Annotated in this window: 20 protein-coding genes; 6 read left to right on the plus strand and 14 right to left on the minus strand. The window is 42.3% G+C overall.

What is annotated here, in order from left to right; all coding sequences use genetic code 11:
• Positions 1 to 214 precede the first annotated feature (214 nt).
• Together NFR29_RS03975 and NFR29_RS03980 are read right to left on the minus strand one after the other, a co-directional pair.
• Positions 215 to 436 carry a DUF2922 domain-containing protein gene (locus tag NFR29_RS03975; protein WP_251423595.1) on the minus strand — a complete coding sequence of 74 codons (222 nt, stop codon included), beginning with the start codon at positions 434 to 436 and terminating at the stop codon, positions 215 to 217.
• A 101-nt stretch (positions 437 to 537) separates the two neighbouring features.
• Positions 538 to 744 (minus strand): DUF1659 domain-containing protein, encoded by a 207-nt coding sequence (locus NFR29_RS03980; RefSeq protein WP_251423597.1) that lies wholly within the window; start codon positions 742 to 744, stop codon positions 538 to 540.
• Between the two features lie 326 nt (positions 745 to 1,070).
• Between NFR29_RS03980 and NFR29_RS03985 the strand changes: the two genes are divergently transcribed.
• From NFR29_RS03985 to NFR29_RS03995, 3 genes are all read left to right on the plus strand, one after another.
• Positions 1,071 to 2,117: a DUF1858 domain-containing protein gene (locus NFR29_RS03985; RefSeq protein WP_251423600.1), complete on the plus strand. Its 1,047-nt coding sequence runs from the start codon at positions 1,071 to 1,073 to the stop codon at positions 2,115 to 2,117.
• A 116-nt stretch (positions 2,118 to 2,233) separates the two neighbouring features.
• Positions 2,234 to 2,902: a hypothetical protein gene (locus NFR29_RS03990; RefSeq protein WP_251423603.1), complete on the plus strand. Its 669-nt coding sequence runs from the start codon at positions 2,234 to 2,236 to the stop codon at positions 2,900 to 2,902.
• Between the two features lie 72 nt (positions 2,903 to 2,974).
• Positions 2,975 to 3,259, plus strand: a complete 285-nt coding sequence (locus NFR29_RS03995; protein WP_251423606.1) for a cupin domain-containing protein — start codon at positions 2,975 to 2,977, stop codon at positions 3,257 to 3,259.
• 148 nt (positions 3,260 to 3,407) lie between these two features.
• Here the strand turns inward: NFR29_RS03995 and NFR29_RS04000 are convergent, their stop codons facing one another.
• The 9 genes from NFR29_RS04000 to NFR29_RS04040 all read right to left on the minus strand — a co-directional run bounded on the left by NFR29_RS04000 (position 3,408) and on the right by NFR29_RS04040 (position 11,321).
• Positions 3,408 to 3,869, minus strand: a complete 462-nt coding sequence (locus NFR29_RS04000) for an OmpH family outer membrane protein (RefSeq protein ID WP_251423608.1) — start codon at positions 3,867 to 3,869, stop codon at positions 3,408 to 3,410.
• A 237-nt stretch (positions 3,870 to 4,106) separates the two neighbouring features.
• Positions 4,107 to 4,487 (minus strand): GerW family sporulation protein, encoded by a 381-nt coding sequence (locus tag NFR29_RS04005; RefSeq protein WP_251423783.1) that lies wholly within the window; start codon positions 4,485 to 4,487, stop codon positions 4,107 to 4,109.
• A 126-nt stretch (positions 4,488 to 4,613) separates the two neighbouring features.
• Positions 4,614 to 5,747, minus strand: coding sequence for a hypothetical protein (locus NFR29_RS04010; protein WP_338146902.1), 1,134 nt, complete (start codon positions 5,745 to 5,747; stop codon positions 4,614 to 4,616).
• Positions 5,748 to 5,762: 15 nt separating this feature from the next.
• The gene (locus NFR29_RS04015; protein ID WP_251423614.1) at positions 5,763 to 6,341 is read right to left on the minus strand and encodes a cob(I)yrinic acid a,c-diamide adenosyltransferase; all 579 of its coding nucleotides are present in this window, start codon (positions 6,339 to 6,341) and stop codon (positions 5,763 to 5,765) included.
• 141 nt (positions 6,342 to 6,482) lie between these two features.
• Positions 6,483 to 7,436, minus strand: a complete 954-nt coding sequence (locus NFR29_RS04020) for a M23 family metallopeptidase (protein WP_251423786.1) — start codon at positions 7,434 to 7,436, stop codon at positions 6,483 to 6,485.
• A gap of 75 nt (positions 7,437 to 7,511) precedes the next feature.
• Entirely contained in the window at positions 7,512 to 8,033 is a 522-nt protein-coding gene (locus NFR29_RS04025) for a DUF4446 family protein (protein WP_251423617.1), read from the minus strand.
• 12 nt (positions 8,034 to 8,045) lie between these two features.
• Positions 8,046 to 9,311, minus strand: a complete 1,266-nt coding sequence (gene hydF / locus NFR29_RS04030; RefSeq protein ID WP_251423620.1) for a [FeFe] hydrogenase H-cluster maturation GTPase HydF — start codon at positions 9,309 to 9,311, stop codon at positions 8,046 to 8,048.
• Positions 9,312 to 9,555: 244 nt separating this feature from the next.
• Positions 9,556 to 10,467, minus strand: a complete 912-nt coding sequence (locus NFR29_RS04035; protein WP_251423623.1) for a ParB/RepB/Spo0J family partition protein — start codon at positions 10,465 to 10,467, stop codon at positions 9,556 to 9,558.
• 89 nt (positions 10,468 to 10,556) lie between these two features.
• A complete protein-coding gene (locus NFR29_RS04040; protein ID WP_251423626.1) occupies positions 10,557 to 11,321 on the minus strand; it encodes a ParA family protein in 765 nt (254 codons plus the stop codon).
• 246 nt (positions 11,322 to 11,567) lie between these two features.
• Between NFR29_RS04040 and NFR29_RS04045 the strand changes: the two genes are divergently transcribed.
• The 3 genes from NFR29_RS04045 to NFR29_RS04055 all read left to right on the plus strand — a co-directional run bounded on the left by NFR29_RS04045 (position 11,568) and on the right by NFR29_RS04055 (position 15,741).
• The gene (locus tag NFR29_RS04045) at positions 11,568 to 12,257 is read left to right on the plus strand and encodes a methionine synthase (RefSeq protein ID WP_251423629.1); all 690 of its coding nucleotides are present in this window, start codon (positions 11,568 to 11,570) and stop codon (positions 12,255 to 12,257) included.
• A 68-nt stretch (positions 12,258 to 12,325) separates the two neighbouring features.
• Positions 12,326 to 14,800, plus strand: a complete 2,475-nt coding sequence (locus tag NFR29_RS04050) for a homocysteine S-methyltransferase family protein (protein ID WP_251423632.1) — start codon at positions 12,326 to 12,328, stop codon at positions 14,798 to 14,800.
• An 83-nt stretch (positions 14,801 to 14,883) separates the two neighbouring features.
• Positions 14,884 to 15,741, plus strand: coding sequence for a methylenetetrahydrofolate reductase (locus NFR29_RS04055; protein WP_251423635.1), 858 nt, complete (start codon positions 14,884 to 14,886; stop codon positions 15,739 to 15,741).
• Positions 15,742 to 15,962: 221 nt separating this feature from the next.
• Here NFR29_RS04055 and rsmG read toward each other — a convergent pair whose 3' ends face one another.
• The 3 genes from rsmG to mnmG form a co-directional block, all read right to left on the minus strand.
• Positions 15,963 to 16,712 carry a 16S rRNA (guanine(527)-N(7))-methyltransferase RsmG gene (rsmG, locus tag NFR29_RS04060; protein WP_251423638.1) on the minus strand — a complete coding sequence of 250 codons (750 nt, stop codon included), beginning with the start codon at positions 16,710 to 16,712 and terminating at the stop codon, positions 15,963 to 15,965.
• 252 nt (positions 16,713 to 16,964) lie between these two features.
• The gene (locus NFR29_RS08285; RefSeq protein WP_277612499.1) at positions 16,965 to 17,090 is read right to left on the minus strand and encodes a hypothetical protein; all 126 of its coding nucleotides are present in this window, start codon (positions 17,088 to 17,090) and stop codon (positions 16,965 to 16,967) included.
• 162 nt (positions 17,091 to 17,252) lie between these two features.
• The gene (gene mnmG / locus NFR29_RS04065) at positions 17,253 to 19,124 is read right to left on the minus strand and encodes a tRNA uridine-5-carboxymethylaminomethyl(34) synthesis enzyme MnmG (RefSeq protein ID WP_251423640.1); all 1,872 of its coding nucleotides are present in this window, start codon (positions 19,122 to 19,124) and stop codon (positions 17,253 to 17,255) included.
• Positions 19,125 to 19,296 lie beyond the last annotated feature (172 nt).

The following is a 19,296-nucleotide window of genomic DNA, read 5'->3' on the forward strand; positions in this document are numbered from 1 at the left end:
TGTTTGTTATGTAGTTGTTGTATGGTTTGCTTGTAAGGTATGTTGTGGTTTATATTGTGCGAGGATCGCTTGCATCTATGGGGGTAGATGCAAGTGGATGAAAGTAAGTCATTCATCATCACTGCAACGATTGTTCCGAGATAAATTACAAAATGGACTTGTGCAGTTCATAGATAGTTTGCCTATGCACAATTTTGTGCATAAGTTGTAGCCGTTATACTAACGGTGTTGTTTGAGTTGTTACTTCGTTAGCGCTAATGAATTTAGATAATTCAGTATCGCCAGCGCCAAGCACGACTTTGTGAGCTAAGAGCACATTTGCCGCTTTTCGAGCTTCTGCCAAAGTCAATCCTGCGCGTGGTGCGCTAATGCTAATGGACGTATTTTTGCCGTCCACTGTAGTAAATTTAAGATATACTACGCGTTTATCTGCCATTGTATGTCCTCCTTTCCCAGCGTATCTGGCCTACCTATAATCCTAGAGAGGGTACTTTCATCCTCACTGGTGACGGCCACGGTGCTGTTATAATGGATCCCTTATTCACCAAGGGACACTTCGTTGATGCGGTACACGTCAACCATGTCGTAGCTGTACAATTCAGCCAAGGCAGCGCCTACCGTTTGGATTGCTGCATCAGTAGTGTCTTCCGCAATACGTGTGAAAGTAACGTCTTTATATTTCGGTTCATCTTCTGTACCGATATTAAAACGCAATACTAATTTCGTACGTTTCAGTTCAACCATCTGATCACCTCCTTTCACCTATATACATTCCTGAAAGGTCACAGTGACAATGGCTTTCACAGGGATTAGTACAATATTAATGTTTCACGTGAAAAAATACCCTTAATTCATCAATCAAGGGTATAATAATAGAGGATTTGCTATATTTATTATTTTTGTAGCTTAAGATACATTATTTTTTGGAAAAATAGTTTATACTAAGTACAAAGAAAGAAACACGGCACACAACAGACAACGAGTCTACGCCGTGCACGAGTATCCTAAGGATACATCAGATGATATAACATATAAGAATTAACATCGGTTACGATAGAATAGAGGTTTTTATGGCACAAGTAGCAGGTAATTTACAACGCATTCGAAATGGGGAGCGCCGGTATGCAATTACACCGCGCATTCCTGCTGGTTTCATTCAACCGGAGCAATTGCAAAAATATATCGACGTAGCTAATACATTCGGCGCCGTATTGAAATTAACAGGCAGCCAACGCATTATGATTACGAATTTGAAAGCAGAGGACGTGGAGAAAGCGTGGGAGATGCTCGGTATGGATCCAAGTTATCCTATGTCCAACCGCGTGCGCAGCGTCAAAATTTGTCCTGGTACGACCTTCTGCAAACGAGCAAAACAAGACAGCGTAAAACTAGGCATGCAAATTGAAAGAAAATATATTTCTAAAGAAATGCCAAGCAAAATGAAAATCGGTGTCTCTGGTTGCCCGAATTCCTGTTCTGAAAGCGTTATGAAAGATATTGGTGTCATCGGTACTGTCGATGGCTGGCAAGTCTACGCTGGCGGTAGCGGCGGTGCGCACCCTCGCTTTGGCGATTTCATTGCTGCTGTAGCGACAGAAAAAGAAGCGCTCCAACTAGTGGACCGCATCATCGAATATTACAAAGCCCATGCTCAAATCGAGCGCATGGGGCAATTCATTGACCGCATCGGCATCGACGCGTTTAAAACAGCTGTGCTTGAAGACTTTGAAGGCAATGCTGTAACAGATGCAACAGCTATCGGTGCCTTTGCCGGCGGTGCTAGCTTTGGTACAGCAGGCAGTACAGTTTCTAGCTCCAGTGCTAGTGCTATGAATGCTCCTGGTGCTTCTGACTCCAACGGTGCAGTCGATTCTGGCGCTGGCCCTGAAATAGTGACTCCTCACTTAACAGCAGGTGATGCAATTAACGAAAACACCATCATCCGGGACATCGTCGATACGTACCCGGATCTAGTGCCTGTATTACAAGGCATCGGCATGGGCTGCCTTGGTTGCCCATCGTCCACATCGGAACCATTGTGGCAAGCCGCTGAAATCCACGGCTTCAACGTATACGATTTGATTGAGAAATTAGAAACAGCTCGCAAAGGCGCGTAATTCACGTGTAATTCGAAGAACTATAATACACCGCATAATATGACAACACTCGCTATAGCAAGCCAAAGAGTTACGTCATAGACAATCGCCAAAGAGCATTGATATAAGGAGGTCCTATGTCCGCATTTTTAGGTCATATTCACCATTGGTTATATAAGAAAATTCAATTATTAGTAGAACGAGAACAATTGATTCTGGAAAAGACGCGCAATGTGGTAGATGATTTGGCTGATGAACTTCACGCCATTTCCGTCGATACTTACGGTGCCCCTATTGATCCAGCATTGCCATTGGCAGACATCATCGACCACGATAACATTCACGGTTGGTTGTCCAAACAAATCAACGTGGCATCCGTTCGCGAAGCGGCTTTCATTAAAGACATGCTAGACACGAATTCCGGCGATAAAGGCGTTCTCGTTGTAGCTGCTATTCTCGATGCCTTCGCTACACAAGGCCACGCGGCTGGCGTAGTGGCAAAAGAGGACTTGAAAGAAACCTCTGCTCCAGCCATTTACAACGCGTTACAAAACTTCTACGTTAATGGCATGCCTTGCGACGGCGGCGACACCGTTGTGGAAGACAGTGCTGAAACGTTCAGCTGGGTTGGCGACCATCGCCTCCAAACCCCATACTGGCGCACAGCCGGCGTAGACCCGCAATTCATGCAGCTCGCTTACAAAACATGGTTCGAAGCCTTTGTGAAAGCCATCGCTCCTGATTTCGAGCTCGTCACACTAGACAATAACGGCACACCACTGTACAGCATTAAGAAAGTAGCGTAACTATTAATAATTTATCCCTATGCTATAAAAATTTTCACCTATATTTCCTCGTAATACACAGGAGGTACAACTATGAACGGCACAGTAAAACAAGAACTAGGTGTATTATTCGAAGGTCCTAATTACGTGGTCGTCAAAAAAGGCGGCGTAGCAGGCGACCAAGTAGAAAAACACAATCACCCAGAAGCTAATGTCATCTTCACAGTCGTAAAAGGTAAAGTACAAGTCTTCCTCAACGAAACAGAAGAACACCTACTCACACCAGGCCAAGTACTTCAGTTCAACGGCGATAACTACATTCAAGCAACGCTTATGGAAGATAGCGAGTTTATCGTAAATCTTATTAGAAAGCCCTAAATTCTGCTAATTCTATGATGTAACAGATTTATACGTTATAGCACTAAAAAAGATACCCCTGCAAAAGCGACTTTGACCCTGCCGAATAGGCAGACCCGGTCAGTGGAGCTTTTGCGGGGGTATCTTTTTTACCCTAAAGAAAGGAAAATTATTTAGCGCGTACGCGTTTAATTACTTCATCTGTAATATTTTCAATGCGGCTATTACCGTCAGCAGCGCGGATTGTGTATGGGTCGTCAAGTACTACGTCCATTTTTTTCTCTACGCGGATAGCTTCGATTGTGTTGTGAATGTTTTGCATCATTGGTTGAGCAATTTTGTTCACTTCATCGTTTTCTTTTTGTAACAATGGTGCTACGGATTTATTGAATTCAGCTTCTGCTTGAGCTTGATCTTTAATTTTATCAATCTCTTGCATTTTTTTCTCGATTTGTGGGCGGTATTGAGCGTCTACTTGTTTCATTTGCATTTCAAGCGCGCCGTAACCAGGATAGCTATTTACAACTTGGCTCATTTGTACTACGCCAATATTAGCTGCACTAGCTACTGCAGCAGTAGCAGAAACAGCGCCTACAACTGCTAGCGTTGTTAATGTTTTAGTCAATTTCATCTGAGATCCTCCTCAATATATAGTATGCTATGGCATGCATAACGAACTACATCTACTATATCAAATCATTATGATTTTAACAAGCCATAACAATATACTCTACTATATCATAGTTCATTTAAGTTGTATACTACTAAACACAAGAATTTGTGTTCTATAGGATTCAAAAATTTGATAGCAAGAGTAGAAATAATTGGCCACAAAAAGGACTCATAAATTATGAGTCCTTTTTGTACATTATTGTGCGTCATCGTTGATGTAAATATATTTGTCAGATTTCAATTTAGACACCAAATCAGGCACTAAACCAATCAAGCGGTCAAAGCTGCTGCTGTATGGGTTTCCTTTAATGTTGAACAGTTCAATGCGGTCCCCTTTAATAACGAGAACAGCGCTTGGCTCCATGCGAGCACCGCCACCACCGCCGCCGCTTTCACCATTTTTAGCAGCGTTGTTGTGATTTGTATTCGTACCGAAACCGAAGGTGACGTCCACGAAAGGCACTAATGTAGTGTCACCGATTTGCACCGCTTCACCAACTACAGTTTCCACCTTAATCATATTTTTGAACTTTTCAAAAAGGGTTTCCAAATTTTCTTTTACATTGCTAGTATCCATCATCATACCTCCCGGTCTACTTTCTATTGCGGAACGTCTCTCATTCCTAATTATATCACGAATCTCTAATCGTTCGTGCATCTACAAGCTTTCATGCATCTGACTTCGTTCGTACATCTGTCAGCTTTATTCAGCACTGGCTGTGCCTAATTGTTCAGCCTCTAAGGCAGCTAAGATTTTCGCTTCTTTTCGTTTAATCCAGAGGACGCGTATAGTGTCTCCTATGAAAGATCGCATCGGTTTTGACAACAAGAATCGTGTGCCATGCCAAGCTAACACGCCAAGGACGATACGGCCTTTGATATGACCGCTCCCTTCTGTTTGAAAGCGCATATAGTCGATATTGATATCTTTCGTCGCTTCTGGCCAAATGGTGTACATAGCAGCCGCCAACATGCCGTTTTTATAAGGATCACCTAAGCCGATGAGGCCTTCTAAATAGATATCCCCCGGCTTCGCATGGTTCGTACATCGCTTGCCAACCAATAATAACTGACGCCACAACTCTACATTCGTTACATGTTTCATAAACCAGAACGTCGGAATCTCTGATTTAAAGCTCGCCACAGGGTCATTTGGATCAGGCCCCTGAAAGCGCTCTACAACGGAGTCTTTCAAGGTCTTAATTTTAGTCAACACGCCACCTTTTACGGTGCCGTCTTCGTTGAAACTCACTTGTGTTACTACTTCATCGTCCTCAGCTGCTGACAGCTCATCCCCCGTCACAACACGCTGTATATTATTTGTAGACGGTTCAACTGTGCCCGTTCTTTGCGTACTTCCATCAGCAACGGTACCATCAGTAGATGCCATGTCTTCGCTAGCAAAGGTTGTATCCGCAGTACTGCTTGCAGATGTATCCATAGTGGCGCTCGGCGCTGTCGGTCCTGTACCTTCCCCAGACATGGCTTTCATCATTGCCTCTGCTTGAGCCGCCATAGGATCGTTGTCGAGTTCGGCCATGGCCGCTTGGTACTCTTCGTCTACCCGCTGTTCTAGCCACTCTTCGTAGTCTTTCACAGGGCCGATTTTCTGTTGCCCTAAAATGTACAGTTCCTTGAAAAACGGTTTATTCTGAAAGTACGCTAAACGCAGCGATAGGACGCGCCACAGCCATTTGATGGACAGTTCTACACGATATGGCGTGCGGCCATTAAATTCTAAGCTATATGTGATGGGCGTTAGCAAAATAATTAGTATGAGCGCTATTAGTATGAGCACTATGACGAGTGCTATCATAGCGATTGTACTCAACCGCATCACCTCCTATATTACTTAATTTTCAATCCCTTTACGGGCCATGACTCCTTGCAAATAGTAATGTTTCACTTCTTTCATTTCCGTCACTAAGTCCGCCGCATCGATTAATGCTTCTGGTGCGCCGCGGCCTGTAAAGACGAGCTCTGTTTGTGGATGACGGGCTTTCAGTAACGCCTCTGTTTGTTCCCAACTGATAAGATCAAAGAACAAGGCCATATTATATTCGTCGAGAATGACTAGATCATAGTCGCCACTTTGGATGGCCTCTACAGCACGGCGATAGCCTGTTTCGATAAGCCCTACATAGTCTTTTGGAGGATTGCCCGATTCGAAGACAACCACTTCGTCGCCCCATTTAGCCAGCTCTTCTTTACTTTTCATTCCTTCTTTGATGATGAAAAATGGCTTGCCCACCGTTTCTAAGGTCATATTCTCAAGAGAGGGTAATACATTATGTTCACTATATACTTTCGATTTCATAAATTGCAAAAATAAAACCTTTTTGCCCGCCCCGATAGCACGGATGGCAAGACCGATGGCAGCCGTCGTTTTACCTTTGCCTTCACCAGTATAGACTTGTACATAGGCTTTCATAGATATACCTCCGTTCATATATATTAATTATAGCATATGCATATATAAAATAACATGTATGCATAAGAATTTATGCATAGAAAAAGGCCCTAGTAAGTGTTAACACAGTACTAGAACCTCTTATTAATTATATATGCCTATTTAGTTACTGATGGGCAAAAATACCATTGGATCCACCGGCGTGCCATTAACGCGTACTTCATAGTGCACGTGAGGGCCTGTACTTTTACCAGTGCTGCCCATAACGGCAATCATTTGTCCTTGTGTAACGCTCATGCCTGGTGTGACAACGACAGCGCTGTTGTGGCCGTAACGGGTCACAAAACCGTTGCCATGGTCAATTTCAACAAGGTTGCCGTAACCACCATCGGTGTAACCTGCAAAAGTGACAATACCTGCTGCCGTAGCTACGATTGACGTGCCATAATCATCAGCAATATCAATGCCTTCGTGGAATGCACCAGATCCGTACACAGGATCGACGCGGCCACCATAAGGAGACGTAATGACCCCTTTGCTCGGCCAAATGCTTGGCGTCGTGCTATTAGCATAGCCACCGGAACCGGTCATGAAATTCAAGTCTTGTAAGGCAGCGATATTTTGGGCGCCGCCATCACGCAAAATGTTGCGCATCGTATAAAAGCTAACGAGTAGCTTTTGCGCATCTTTATCGAGCCTCGATAAGCGAGACGACAGTTGCGCCGCCGTTAGCGGAGCACTTACTTCGCCATCAGCGGCTATTTGCTTTGGGTCTTCACCATCACTACCGCCTTGAGACGGCGTACCAGTTTCAGCACCTTTTAGCATTTGTTTATTTTCTTCACTAATTTGATTTAAATTTTGGATTTTTTTATCCAACACGTCTGTTTTTTGCTGCAACAATTTCAACTGCTCTCGTTGCAACTGCGTTTGTTGGCGTAATTGTACAATTTCTACTTGTCTTGCAATGCCCCATATCATTAAGCCTAACGATACAATGAGTAAAACAGCGACGATAACAGCGCCAATTTTACCTTGTCGTTTCGTCAACTGCAAAGTTACGTTGTCATCGCTGACAATTAACAAGGAGCTCAGAAAATTAGGTAGTTTCACAATTCTCTTCCTTCTAGTTCTGTTAGATACCTTTTCGATTTTGACTACTATTCACGGTCTAGTTCGACTCGTTATCCTTTATTTTACCGCTACGGAACTGGACAAGGTTTCTTCATTTGTTCGTTCCCCAAGAGCTTCGTTGAGACTTTCCAATTCTTCTTGTGAAAGATTAACGAGACTTTTACCTTTTACAATAGGTTTGCTGAAAATACGCGATTCGCTGCGTCCGTAAATACTAGAAATACAGACCCCATTGTTGTTGCCATCTAGCAAGGTCAACGAAAAGGATAAATCGTTGCCAATGTTTTCAAAGGCATTATATTTTTTAAAACCAATTTTTTGTAATGTACTGCCTTGGACACTGCGGATGTGCGCCTGTTCAGACACCACATCTTGTAAATTTTTAGCAGTGTCGCGAATTTCCGCTACTTCAACGGACAATTTGCGCTCAATGCTAGCACCGTCTTCGCCTTGCATGAAGAAATGATATTTCTTCGTCAATCGATTTAAATTGATATGTAATATGATGCAGTAAAGCAACAAAGCGATGGTCAGTACAAATCCTAGCAAACCGATGTACGGTTGTAATGATTCTAACATGTTGGACCCCTTCTACTGTTGTAATTCATCCAAAAAAGGACTTATAGCACGTTCTAGTATACCATGTAAGAACGCTATGAGTACACCATAATTTACTATCGGTGTTCCTTGTACTACCGCCGCATCGATACGGCGCAGCACTTCACGGCGCGTGAGCATGCAGGCGCCACAGTGAATGATCAAATCGTAATCGCTTACATCTTTTGGAAATGCTCCACCACTGGTGAAAGTCAAATCTAATTTGTCATGTCCTTGTTGTTTTAGCCAGTTAGGAATTTTTACGGTACCAATATCATCACATTGACGACGATGCGTACAGCCTTCGCTAATGAGGACTTTGGAACCTGCTTTCAGTGACTTTAGGGCCTCTACGCCGGCCACTAAATCTTGCAACTTCCCTTTATAGCGAGCCATCAAAATGGAAAAAGACGTCAATGGAATGTCTGGCGGCGTCATAGCATTCACAACGCCAAAGGCTTGGGAATCAGTAATGACTAACTTCGGCTTTTCTGAAAGCTTCTCCAACATAGCCGGTAGTTCTTCAGTTTGGCATACTAAGGCGAGACCTCTTCGGTCTAAAATGTCTCGTATCGTTTGCACTTGTGGCAAAATAAGACGCCCTTTAGGAGCCGCCTCATCGATAGGACAAACAAGGATAATCGTGTCCCCAGGCTCTACAAGACCTTCTAATAAACTATGCTCACCTTCTATATCGAGAGGCGTTAAACCACCTAACAAATCGAGGAGCTCTAAGCGCTTGTCACTAGACGTGAAATTAGCATACCCTATAACGGTAGCGACCTTAGCTAATTCCTTATGGTCATTAATATAAGCTTCACCTGATGTGAACGTCAGATTATCAGAGTCTACTTGTTGTGAATTCAGGACTTTCGTTTCAATTTCATTAATAAACAACGCTATTGGCACATTCTGTTTCTTTAACTGTTCTAGCCATTTCATGTCTTCTACTGTCGGGGCTTCATCAGTGCGCAACACATACACAGCGAGGTTGATTTTTTTCATGACCTCTTCTGTTTTTTCAATGCGCAAAGCTCCTAGCTCAGTATCATCATCGATGCCTGCCGTATCAGTAATGATGACAGGTCCCAACGGCAAAATTTCCATGGCCTTGCTCACAGGATCCGTCGTCGTCCCCGCCACATCGGATACGATGGACACAGACTGATCTGTAAGCATATTAATTAACGTCGACTTGCCCGCGTTACTACGGCCAAAAAAGCCGATATGAACGCGGTTCGCCTTAGGTGTTTGTTCCATATATCTCCTTTCTTATATAGTTCTTATAAATACGTTCTTATACCTGTCCATCCCTATGTATACGCTTCCTATATACAGTATGTTTATAAAATATAATCTTTATATATGTATGCCTTATGAATACGCAGAAAGCGCAGCCTGAGGCTACGCTTATGTGCTATGTTTAACTCTATATACTATATAGATGTATATACTAATATCTATATATAACGTCATGTCTCGGTATGACGCCATGTACAGTGATTTACACGCGGAATGTCATACCGCCTTCTTCGCTGCCCCCTTCTTGAGACTCCATATAAGCGATGAGGCGTGTCAATTCTTCTTCCGAGGTGAAAGCAATTTCGATTTTGCCTTGCACTTTTTTACCGCTTCGGAACTTAATGGATACAGGAGAGCCTAAGCTCAACTTCAATCGATCTACTAAGGCCCGTACTTCCGCTGTATCTTGCGGATGTGCAAAAGTAGCTTTAGCCGTTTTTTTGTCCATCATAGCTTTTACGAGCTGTTCTGCTTGTCGAGCACTTAACTCGCCGTCTTTGATACGTTCTGCTGCTTCTACTTGTTGAGCCGCTGTTTTAAGAGCTAATAGTGGTCTCGCTTGGCCTACCGTTAAATCCCCTTCAATGAGGTCTTTTTGTACAGCTGGCGCCAATTTCAATAAGCGCATCATGTTTGCAATATGGGAACGGCTACGACCTAAACGGGCAGAAATCATTTCTTGCGTTAATTTATATTTGTTCATCAACCCTTGATAGGCTAAGGCTTCTTCAATAGGATCTAAACCTTCACGCTGCAAATTTTCCACCAAAGCCACTTCTGTCATTTCTTCAGTGTTGTAGTTTTTCACTACCACTGGCACCGTTTCAAGGCCTACCATTAAAGCCGCTCGGTATCGTCTTTCACCAGCAACGATTTGGTATTTTTTATTTTGTTTGCGTACTACGATGGGCTGAAATATGCCTAGATTTTTGATAGATTCCGCCAACGTAGCCATCCCTTGCTCATCAAAGTGCTTCCGCGGTTGATCCGCATTGACTACTAATTCTGATATAGGTAATTCGTGTATTTCACGAGCCGGCAAAGCAGCCTCTAGAGAGGTGTTATTCATCAATGTTGCTAAACCTTTGCGCTCTTTTTTTTGTTTTACTGCCATAACGCTCCCCTTGTTGATGATATATATTACGTCTATCTATTGCTATATATTACTATTACATCAATTATGTACAGCAATTATGATTTAGCCTATTTCGACGCTTTAATGACTTCCTTTGCTAATTTGCTATATACAGCGGCGCCTTTCGATTTTGGATCATAAATAATAATAGGCTCTCCGTAGCTTGGCGCTTCACTGAGACGCACATTGCGAGGAATAATCGTTTTATACACTTTCGTACCGAAGAAAGCTTTCACCTCATCCGCCACCTGAATGGACAAATTCGTCCGCCCATCGTACATAGTGAGCAACACCCCTTCAATTTCCAAATCTCGGTTCGATGTTTGCTGCACAATGCTAATCGTTTTGATGAGCTGACTCACCCCTTCTAAGGCATAAAACTCCGTTTGAATAGGAATGAGCACGCTATCTGCTGCTGTGAAAGCGTTAAGTGTTAACAGACTCAACGACGGTGGGCAGTCAATGATAATAAAATCATAATCATTCCGCACAGGAGCAATAGCTTGTTTCAAAATTGTTTCACGTGAAACAACGGGAACTAATTCTACTTCTGCCCCAGCCAATTCAATAGTAGCAGGCGCTACGAAGAGTTTTTTCAGCATCGTCGGTTGAATGATTGACGTAATATCGTCACCATCGATAATCACATCGCGAATACAAGTTTCTAGTTCTTCTTTTTCAACACCTAAACCAGAACTAGCATTTCCTTGCGGATCCAAATCAATGAGTAATACTTTTTTACCAGCATCAGCTAAGCAAGCACTCAGATTAACGGCCGTTGTCGTTTTGCCAACGCCCCCTTTTTGATTCGTAATAGCTATGACTTTGCCCACAATTTCACCTCACCTTATCGTTCAAACAATTCATTTCATTATAACATAGCTACATAGAAATACATAGGAATGTATTATGAATAATATTGAAACCATACATCAGCATACCACATATAACTTTTATCTATGGACGAACGGTATTAATTTATATGCAGTTATACCCCTCTGAAAGCTTTACATTAGAGACTGTTATTTTTATACTATTAAAAGATATACATTAACTAAGATACAAAAGGAGGTCTTACCATGCCAATTTACAACGGAATGCTTCCAATTATCGACAAAGCAGAAATGAAACGGTATGCAGGCCTTCGCCATGCAGAAGATTTTCCGCAACACTTAATCGATGAAGCTTGTAAAGAGGTACAATTATTAGCTGTCCCTAAGGGAATCTATCAGGAATACGATTACGATCCTGACAGCAACACTATCCTCAGCAATCCACCATTACTCGTTGAAGGCGCCATAGTAGAAAAACATTTAGGTAAATCTACCAAAGTGTGCGTCTTAGCCGTAACGATTGGTGAAGATGTGGAAATACGAAGCGAACAATTATTTAAAGAAGGCAATTACACCTTAGGCTTGTTACTAGATGCAGCAGCTACTACGGCGGTCGAACAAGTGGCTAACCAAGTGAATGACGTCATCAACCGCAACGCAAAAAAACAAGGCTACACACCTACGTGGCGCTTTAGTCCTGGTTATGGTGACTGGCTTTTGGAAGTGCAACCGCACTTAGCGAGCATCATCAAAACCGATCAAATCGGCTTAGACGTAACGGAAAACTTTTTGCTCTTTCCAAGAAAATCTGTAACAGCCATCATCGGCTTTATGCCCGGTGACGAAACGCTAGACACAAAACGAGGATGCTCATCATGTTCACAACAAAATTGCACTTCTCGTAAATTGCCAGAGAAAGAACAAAACAAAAACTAAATTGTTTCACGTGAAACATATCAACAAATTAAATTAACAAATAGTAATAGTATATAAGGAAAAGTGTTATGTATATTTTTGACGGTGCTACAGGCACAATGTTACAAGCAGCCGGATTAGAAGAAGGCTATGCTCCGGAGCTATACAATGTAGAGCGACCAGAGGTGATGAAAGATATTCACGTCCAATATTTACAAAGCGGTAGTGATATTATTACGACCAATACTTTTGGCGCGTGCAGTTTAAAATTAGAAGACTACGGTTTAGAAGATAGAGTACGAGAAATCAACTTAGCTGCCGTAAAGATTGCCAAAGAAGCCATTGCTGAGCACAAACCAGGTGCCCGCGTAGCTGGATCGATGGGTCCTACAGGTCGCTTTTTACAGCCTTTAGGGAATATGACCTTTGACGACATTTATAATACCTACCGCGAGCAAGCCGATGCTCTCATCGAAGGTGGTGTAGATTTCATCATTATCGAAACGATCATCGACGTGCAAGAAATGAGGGCAGCCCTTTTGGCTTCCTTAGATGCTCGTAATGCAGCTAACAAAACGAAAGAGGATGTAAAGATTATTTGTCAGTTTTCTTTCAGCGAAGACGGTCGTACTATTACAGGTACACCACCAGAAGTAGCTACTATCATCGTGGAATCTATCGGTGCGGATATTATCGGTATTAACTGTTCCTTGGGACCAGAGCAAATTACACCGCTCATTGAAAAGATTGCAAGCGTAACGAATTTGCCTATTAGTTGCCAACCAAATGCTGGTATGCCGCAGCTTATTAACAAGCAAACAGTATTCCCATTAACGCCAGAAGAAATGGGACAGCTCATTCTTCCTATTGTTGACGCCGGCGCTACTTATATAGGCGGCTGCTGTGGCAGTACGCCAGCGCATATTCAATCTATTGCGGAAGCTGTGAAACAACATACACCAAAAGAGCGTCCTCACGTAGAGCCAAAAACATATATTACAAGCCGTACCAAAGTGTTAGAATTAGGCCACAATGTGAAGCCACTCATCATTGGCGAACGAATTAACCCAACAGGGCGCAAAGTATTAGCGCAAGAATTGCGCGACGGTTCTTTCATCCGCGTTAAACGAGATGCCTTAGACCAAGTCGAAGCAGGGGCAGATATCCTTGATGTAAACATGGGTGTAGCTGGAATGGACCAAACACCGTTGATGGAACGCGCTATTCTGGATTTATCTATGCTCGTAGAAGTGCCGTTATCCATTGACACATTGGACCCAGCTGCTATGGAGATAGCTCTTAAAAACTATCCAGGCCGTGCCCTCATTAACTCGGTAAACGGCGAAGAAGAGTCTATCACGCAAATCATGCCGTTGGCAAAACGATACGGAGCCGCCTTATTGTGCTTACCGTTATCCAGCGGCGATTTGCCAGAAACAGCAGAAAAACGAGTCGCTTTAGCTGAAAGCATCGTCAATAGAGCCTATGAATACGGCTTAACAAAATACGATTTACTCTTAGATCCTCTCGTATTGACCTTAGCCAGTGGTGAAGATAGTGCTCGTCAAACATTGAAAACGTTGCAACTGTACAAAGAAAAGTTTGGTTTCCCTACAGTGATGGGCTTATCCAATATTTCCTTTGGTATGCCACAACGTCCATATTTAAACGGCCAATTTTTAACCATGGCTTTAGCGTCTGGTTTGACCACACCTATTATGAACCCTCTCGATTATAGCGCTAAAAAAGCCTTCGTAGGTGGTACAACATTACTTGGTTGGGACCCAGGTTCGGCACAGTTCATTAAAGAATATGGGCACGAACAAATCGACCCTAACGGACCAAGTGTACACAATGGAACAGCAGGGGGTCCAATGGGCGCTTCTGCATCTAGTACATCAGGAAATACTAACGCCATCAATCATGACAATCCACTAGAGGCTATTAAAGCCGCTGTGGAACAAGGGGAAAAAGAAGCCGTCGTAGACTTTGTTAAACAAGCCTTAGCGGATGGTATCGATCCTCTCGATATTACGAAAAAAGGCTTATCCGAAGCGATGAACATCGTAGGCGAAAAATTCGGTTCCGGCAAATTATTCTTGCCACAAGTTATGCTCGCTGCAGAAACGATGCAATCTGCTTTCAATACCATCAAGGAAATGATTCCTGCTAGTGAAAGTCTCCAAAAAGGGACGATTATCGTAGCCACTGTAAAAGGAGACATTCACGATTTAGGAAAAAATATTGTGTCTGCCTTGCTGGAAAACAATGGCTACAAAGTCATCGACCTTGGGAAGGACGTGGACGCAGATGTTATCGTTCAGTCCATTAAAGATAACAACGCTCTCATGGTTGGTATTTGTTCCCTCATGACTACGACGATGCCACAAATCGACAATACTATCGCAGCCATTCGCAACGCCGGGCTTTCTACGAAAGTCATGGTTGGTGGTGCCGTAGTGACCCAAGAATACGCTGACCAAGCAGGGGCCGACATTTATGCAAAAGACGGTATCGATGCCGTTAATCACGCGAATAACTATTTTGATACAATTCAGGCTTAATAATTCTAAGCTAACGATTCATCCATCTAATAGGAACTTAATGTATATAAAGAATATTAGCGTTTCATGTATGAGGAGTGTTTATGAATTTACAAGAAAAACATAAGGCCGGTAAATTCACCATTACTGTTGAATTAGACCCGCCTAAAAGTAGTTCTGCGCAAAAAATATTCGACCAGGCGAAGCGATTGAAAGGCAAAGTGGATGCCATCAATATCGCCGACAGCCCTATGTCGAATATGCGTATGAGCCCTATTTCATTATCTTATTTATTGCAACATAACGAGGGGATTGAAACCATATTCCACCTCACATGCCGAGATCGAAATATCATCGGTTTACAATCGGAACTTCTCGGTGCAGCGGCGCTAGGAGTGAACAATATTTTAGCTCTCACTGGTGACAATCCGGCCAACGGGGACCATCCTTTTGCAAAAGCCGTATTTGAAGTCGATTCCATGAGGCTCCTCGATATTGCTAATTCCTTAAATAAAGGGAAGGACCTAGCTAGTAACGACTTAGAAGTGCCTACCAATTTCTACATTGGCACCACTGGTAATCCTGGGGCAGAGGACTTCGGGGTGGAACGCCAAAAATTAGTGTCTAAAATTGAGCACGGCGCAAACTTTGTACAAACACAACCTATTTACGATTTGGAACAAGCGAAACGATATATCGATGCGATGTCCGATTTGAACGTTCCTATTATGCTCGGTTTAATTCCTTTAAAAAGCTTCAAAATGGCGACGTACTTACACGAAAAAGTACCTGGCATCAGCCTCACCCAAGACATCCTTGATCGCGTCGAAAAAGGCGGAAAAGAGGCGGGCACAGAAATTGCCATCGAAACATTAGAAGAAATCAAAAAGATTGCTTCTGGCGTACATATTATGCCACTCAACGATATCGATACAACATTGTATATTATCAATCACGTGTAGCCAATTCTAGAAACAAACATACCTTGCAATGAATATAAGCCCTTAGAGGCAGAGAGCTATAATTATTATATAAAAACCCTTATACGATGCTATATAATCAAAATGATTAGCATGTATAAGGGTTTTATAATGATTATGTGTTTATTACCTCTAATGGTTTATATTCGTATATAGTACAACCGATATATAATTCTACACTCTTACAATTATATCTTCAATAATTATAGAGGCATATCCTTAATAGCCTTCGGCTTACGTGGATATTGCTTTGGTGTTTTTCCTGTTTTTTCTATGTACACCACAGCCCGTGTATCATCAAGGGTAGGGAGGGTTACTTGTTTAACATCTGTAATGCGACCTTTTAAAATATCTAAGGCCTTTGTAGACTCTCCAATTTCCTCTTCATAAATAGCGCCTTTCAACGCAATCATATAACCACCTTGCTTCACATAAGGCAATGTCCATTCTAACAATATAGGCAATCGCGCAACGGCACGACTTGTCGCTATGTGAAAGCTTTCACGGAAGGACTGGTGGCTCAAGTCTTCAGCGCGACCGTGCAAAGTAGTACAGTTCGTTAAGTTCAGTTTTTCAATGATTTCATCGAGGAAGTTCAGCCGTTTTTTAAGAGAATCGAAGAGAGTCACTTGCAAAGTTCTGTCGTAAATGGCCAGTGGAATTCCTGGAAAACCGGCACCAGTGCCAACATCAATGATGGTAGATTTCGGGTTCATAATCTCAGGATCGTAGCAGGAAAGGGAATCTATCATGTGTTTTACAACTACTTCTTTCATATCCGTAATGCCTGTAAGGTTCAGGAATTTATTGGTTTCAATCATATGCGCATAATAGATATAGAAATCCTTAGCTTGCGATTCTGTGCAAGGAAGGCCGAAAGCTGCCATTTGTTCCATCATGTATGATACAAATTCCGCTTCCACCGCAATAGGCACATCGTATTTTTCTTTCATAGTGACTCCTAGTGTAGGTTCTAGTGTAAATAAAAGGTAAAACTCAATTATTCGCGCTCTAAGCTAGTTTATATCATCTTTACAGCACTTGATATGCAAAAACAGTAAAAAAGGGAATAGAGACGAAATAAGAAGGTCATTTTTGAGAGACTCCACAACTATAGATAATGATCTATGGATCTAACAGAGTCAATGATATTATATTCTAGTATACCACATAATAGATTTTCATTTTATATACTGCTTTCTCATTTAAACAATTAATTGAGAAATCGCTCCATCTTTTTGGCTATCTTTTATAGGATAATTCATCTCTACATCTCCATCATGTAATCCTATATTCCTTCTATCATCTATTTGTATTTTCTCAGAAGACATTCTACAATAATCTCATCCATCTTTTCCTATATTATTCATTGATAAAATTGCATAAATATAATTTTAAAATCATTTTATCTATTATGATATGGATATGTATACAAAACAGCCCTAATGCATTAATCATTAGGGCTATTATTTTTATTCCTATATTTAGTTCCTTTATTTACTGCGATGGTATTGTTCTAGCTGTACCAACAGTACCGATACGTCCGCTGGAGAGACCCCAGAAATACGGCTTGCTTGACCGATGGAGTGAGGGCGGATCTTAGTGAGTTTCTGTTGAGCTTCCAAAGAAATGCCTTTCATGTCCATGTAGTTCCAGTCTGGAGGGAGTATTTTTTCTTCTAATTTGCGCACTTTATCGACTTGGTCCAGTTGTTTTTTAATATACCCTTCGTAGGTAATGGAAATATCAATTTCTTCTTCTACATCAGGGGTAAATCGTTTTAAACCGAATGCATCGGCTACGATAGCGTAGTTCAATTCATTACGTTTCACCAAATCATAAGCATGAATGCCTGTTTTAATAGGTGCTGTCCCGATGGATGCAAGGATGGCTTGCGTTTCTTTTGATGGGTTCACAGGAGTTGCTTTCAAAAGAGTGAAAGCTTCTTCTAAATCTGCCTTTTTCGCTGTAAATTTCGCCCATCTGTCGTCTTTCACAAGACCAATGGCACGACCTTTTTCAGTGAGGCGCAAGTCCGCATTGTCTTGTCGCAATAGCAAACGATATTCGCTGCGGCTCGTCATCATGCGATACGGTTCTTCTGTACCTTTTGTCACTAAATCGTCGATAAGAACGCCAATATAAGCTTCTGAACGAGCAAGGATGAAAGGATCTTTCCCGTCAATCCAAAGGGCTGCATTAATACCTGCCATAAGACCTTGAGCGGCCGCTTCTTCGTAGCCTGATGTACCATTTGCTTGGCCAGCAGAGTAGAGACCTTCAATATGTTTCACCTGCAAAGCCGGTGTCAATTGTGTAGGGTCTAAGCAATCGTATTCGATAGCATAAGCAGGACGCATGATTTCTACATTCTCAAGCCCCGGAATGGTGCGCAAAAACGCATATTGCACGTCCATAGGAAGGGAGGTACTCATGCCTTGTACATACATTTCATTAGTACCATTGCCTTCTGGTTCTACGAACAATTGATGACGCTCTTTATCGGCAAAGCGCACCACTTTATCTTCAATGGAAGGGCAATAACGAGGGCCAACACCTTCGATTTTACCGCTATACATAGGCGCACGATGAATATTGCTGTGAATGATATCGTGAGTTTCCTTATTCGTGTAAGTGAGCCAACATACTTGTTCATTGCGATCAATCCACTCATCCATAAAGGAGAAAGCGTGGTGATGTGTATCGCCTTCTTGCATTTCCATATTGTCTAAATTGAGCGTCCGTTTATCAACGCGCGCTGGCGTACCCGTTTTAAATCGCATCAATTTAATACCGTGGTCGAGAAGGGATTGGGAAAATACTTCCGACACGCGTTGCCCATTAGGACCACCAATATAGTCAATATTACCGATGAGAATTTTGCCTCGCAAATACGTACCCGTACAGAGAATAATAGCTTTGGCGCCGTAGAATTCACCTAATTCTGTAACGATGCCTGTTACCTTGCCATCTTCTACTTTTAGTTCCGTTACCATAATTTGTTTCACATTCAAATGATCCGTATTCTCTAAGGTTTCTTTCATCATTTGTTGGTATTTGAATTTATCCGATTGGCAACGCAAAGAGTGAACGGCAGGGCCTTTCCCCATGTTGAGCATACGCATTTGAATAGCCGTTGCATCTGCATTAATAGCCATTTGCCCGCCTAAAGCATCGATTTCATATACGAGATGGCTTTTACCAGGACCACCAATAGCCGGATTACATGGCATAAGGGCGATGGTATCTAAACTGATGGTCGCCATCAAGGTACGGTGTCCCATGCGTGCACAAGCGAGAGCCGCTTCACAACCCGCGTGACCTCCACCGATGACGATGACATCGTAATTGTCTACTGTATACATATTTGTTGATTCCTTTTTATATTTTTATTCCTATTATTTCTGCTTACAGGTCATTTTACCCTGCCGGGTCGCTCGCTGAGCATTTTCTTATTTTCTCCTCAGTCCTGTTCCTCACTGTGGATTTTGCTTCGCAAAATCTTCGTCGCTCATGTGGATTTGCTTCGCAAATCTT

This window comes from Veillonella agrestimuris, from assembly GCF_943193065.1.
In the GTDB taxonomy this organism is placed as follows: Bacteria; Bacillota; Negativicutes; order Veillonellales; family Veillonellaceae; genus Veillonella; species Veillonella agrestimuris.

What these genes read in the sequence shown, in the direction of transcription:
- NFR29_RS03975 (WP_251423595.1), bottom strand. Translation starts at nt 436, where the DNA reads ATGGCAGATAAACGCGTAGTATATCTTAAATTTACTACAGTGGACGGC.
- NFR29_RS03980 (WP_251423597.1), bottom strand. Translation starts at nt 744, where the DNA reads ATGGTTGAACTGAAACGTACGAAATTAGTATTGCGTTTTAATATCGGT.
- NFR29_RS03985 (WP_251423600.1), top strand. Translation starts at nt 1,071, where the DNA reads ATGGCACAAGTAGCAGGTAATTTACAACGCATTCGAAATGGGGAGCGC.
- NFR29_RS03990 (WP_251423603.1), top strand. Translation starts at nt 2,234, where the DNA reads ATGTCCGCATTTTTAGGTCATATTCACCATTGGTTATATAAGAAAATT.
- NFR29_RS03995 (WP_251423606.1), top strand. Translation starts at nt 2,975, where the DNA reads ATGAACGGCACAGTAAAACAAGAACTAGGTGTATTATTCGAAGGTCCT.
- NFR29_RS04000 (WP_251423608.1), bottom strand. Translation starts at nt 3,869, where the DNA reads ATGAAATTGACTAAAACATTAACAACGCTAGCAGTTGTAGGCGCTGTT.
- NFR29_RS04005 (WP_251423783.1), bottom strand. Translation starts at nt 4,487, where the DNA reads ATGGATACTAGCAATGTAAAAGAAAATTTGGAAACCCTTTTTGAAAAG.
- NFR29_RS04010 (WP_338146902.1), bottom strand. Translation starts at nt 5,747, where the DNA reads ATGCGGTTGAGTACAATCGCTATGATAGCACTCGTCATAGTGCTCATA.
- NFR29_RS04015 (WP_251423614.1), bottom strand. Translation starts at nt 6,341, where the DNA reads ATGAAAGCCTATGTACAAGTCTATACTGGTGAAGGCAAAGGTAAAACG.
- NFR29_RS04025 (WP_251423617.1), bottom strand. Translation starts at nt 8,033, where the DNA reads ATGTTAGAATCATTACAACCGTACATCGGTTTGCTAGGATTTGTACTG.
- hydF (WP_251423620.1), bottom strand. Translation starts at nt 9,311, where the DNA reads ATGGAACAAACACCTAAGGCGAACCGCGTTCATATCGGCTTTTTTGGC.
- NFR29_RS04035 (WP_251423623.1), bottom strand. Translation starts at nt 10,467, where the DNA reads ATGGCAGTAAAACAAAAAAAAGAGCGCAAAGGTTTAGCAACATTGATG.
- NFR29_RS04045 (WP_251423629.1), top strand. Translation starts at nt 11,568, where the DNA reads ATGCCAATTTACAACGGAATGCTTCCAATTATCGACAAAGCAGAAATG.
- NFR29_RS04050 (WP_251423632.1), top strand. Translation starts at nt 12,326, where the DNA reads ATGTATATTTTTGACGGTGCTACAGGCACAATGTTACAAGCAGCCGGA.
- NFR29_RS04055 (WP_251423635.1), top strand. Translation starts at nt 14,884, where the DNA reads ATGAATTTACAAGAAAAACATAAGGCCGGTAAATTCACCATTACTGTT.
- rsmG (WP_251423638.1), bottom strand. Translation starts at nt 16,712, where the DNA reads ATGAAAGAAAAATACGATGTGCCTATTGCGGTGGAAGCGGAATTTGTA.
- NFR29_RS08285 (WP_277612499.1), bottom strand. Translation starts at nt 17,090, where the DNA reads ATGTCTTCTGAGAAAATACAAATAGATGATAGAAGGAATATAGGATTA.
- mnmG (WP_251423640.1), bottom strand. Translation starts at nt 19,124, where the DNA reads ATGTATACAGTAGACAATTACGATGTCATCGTCATCGGTGGAGGTCAC.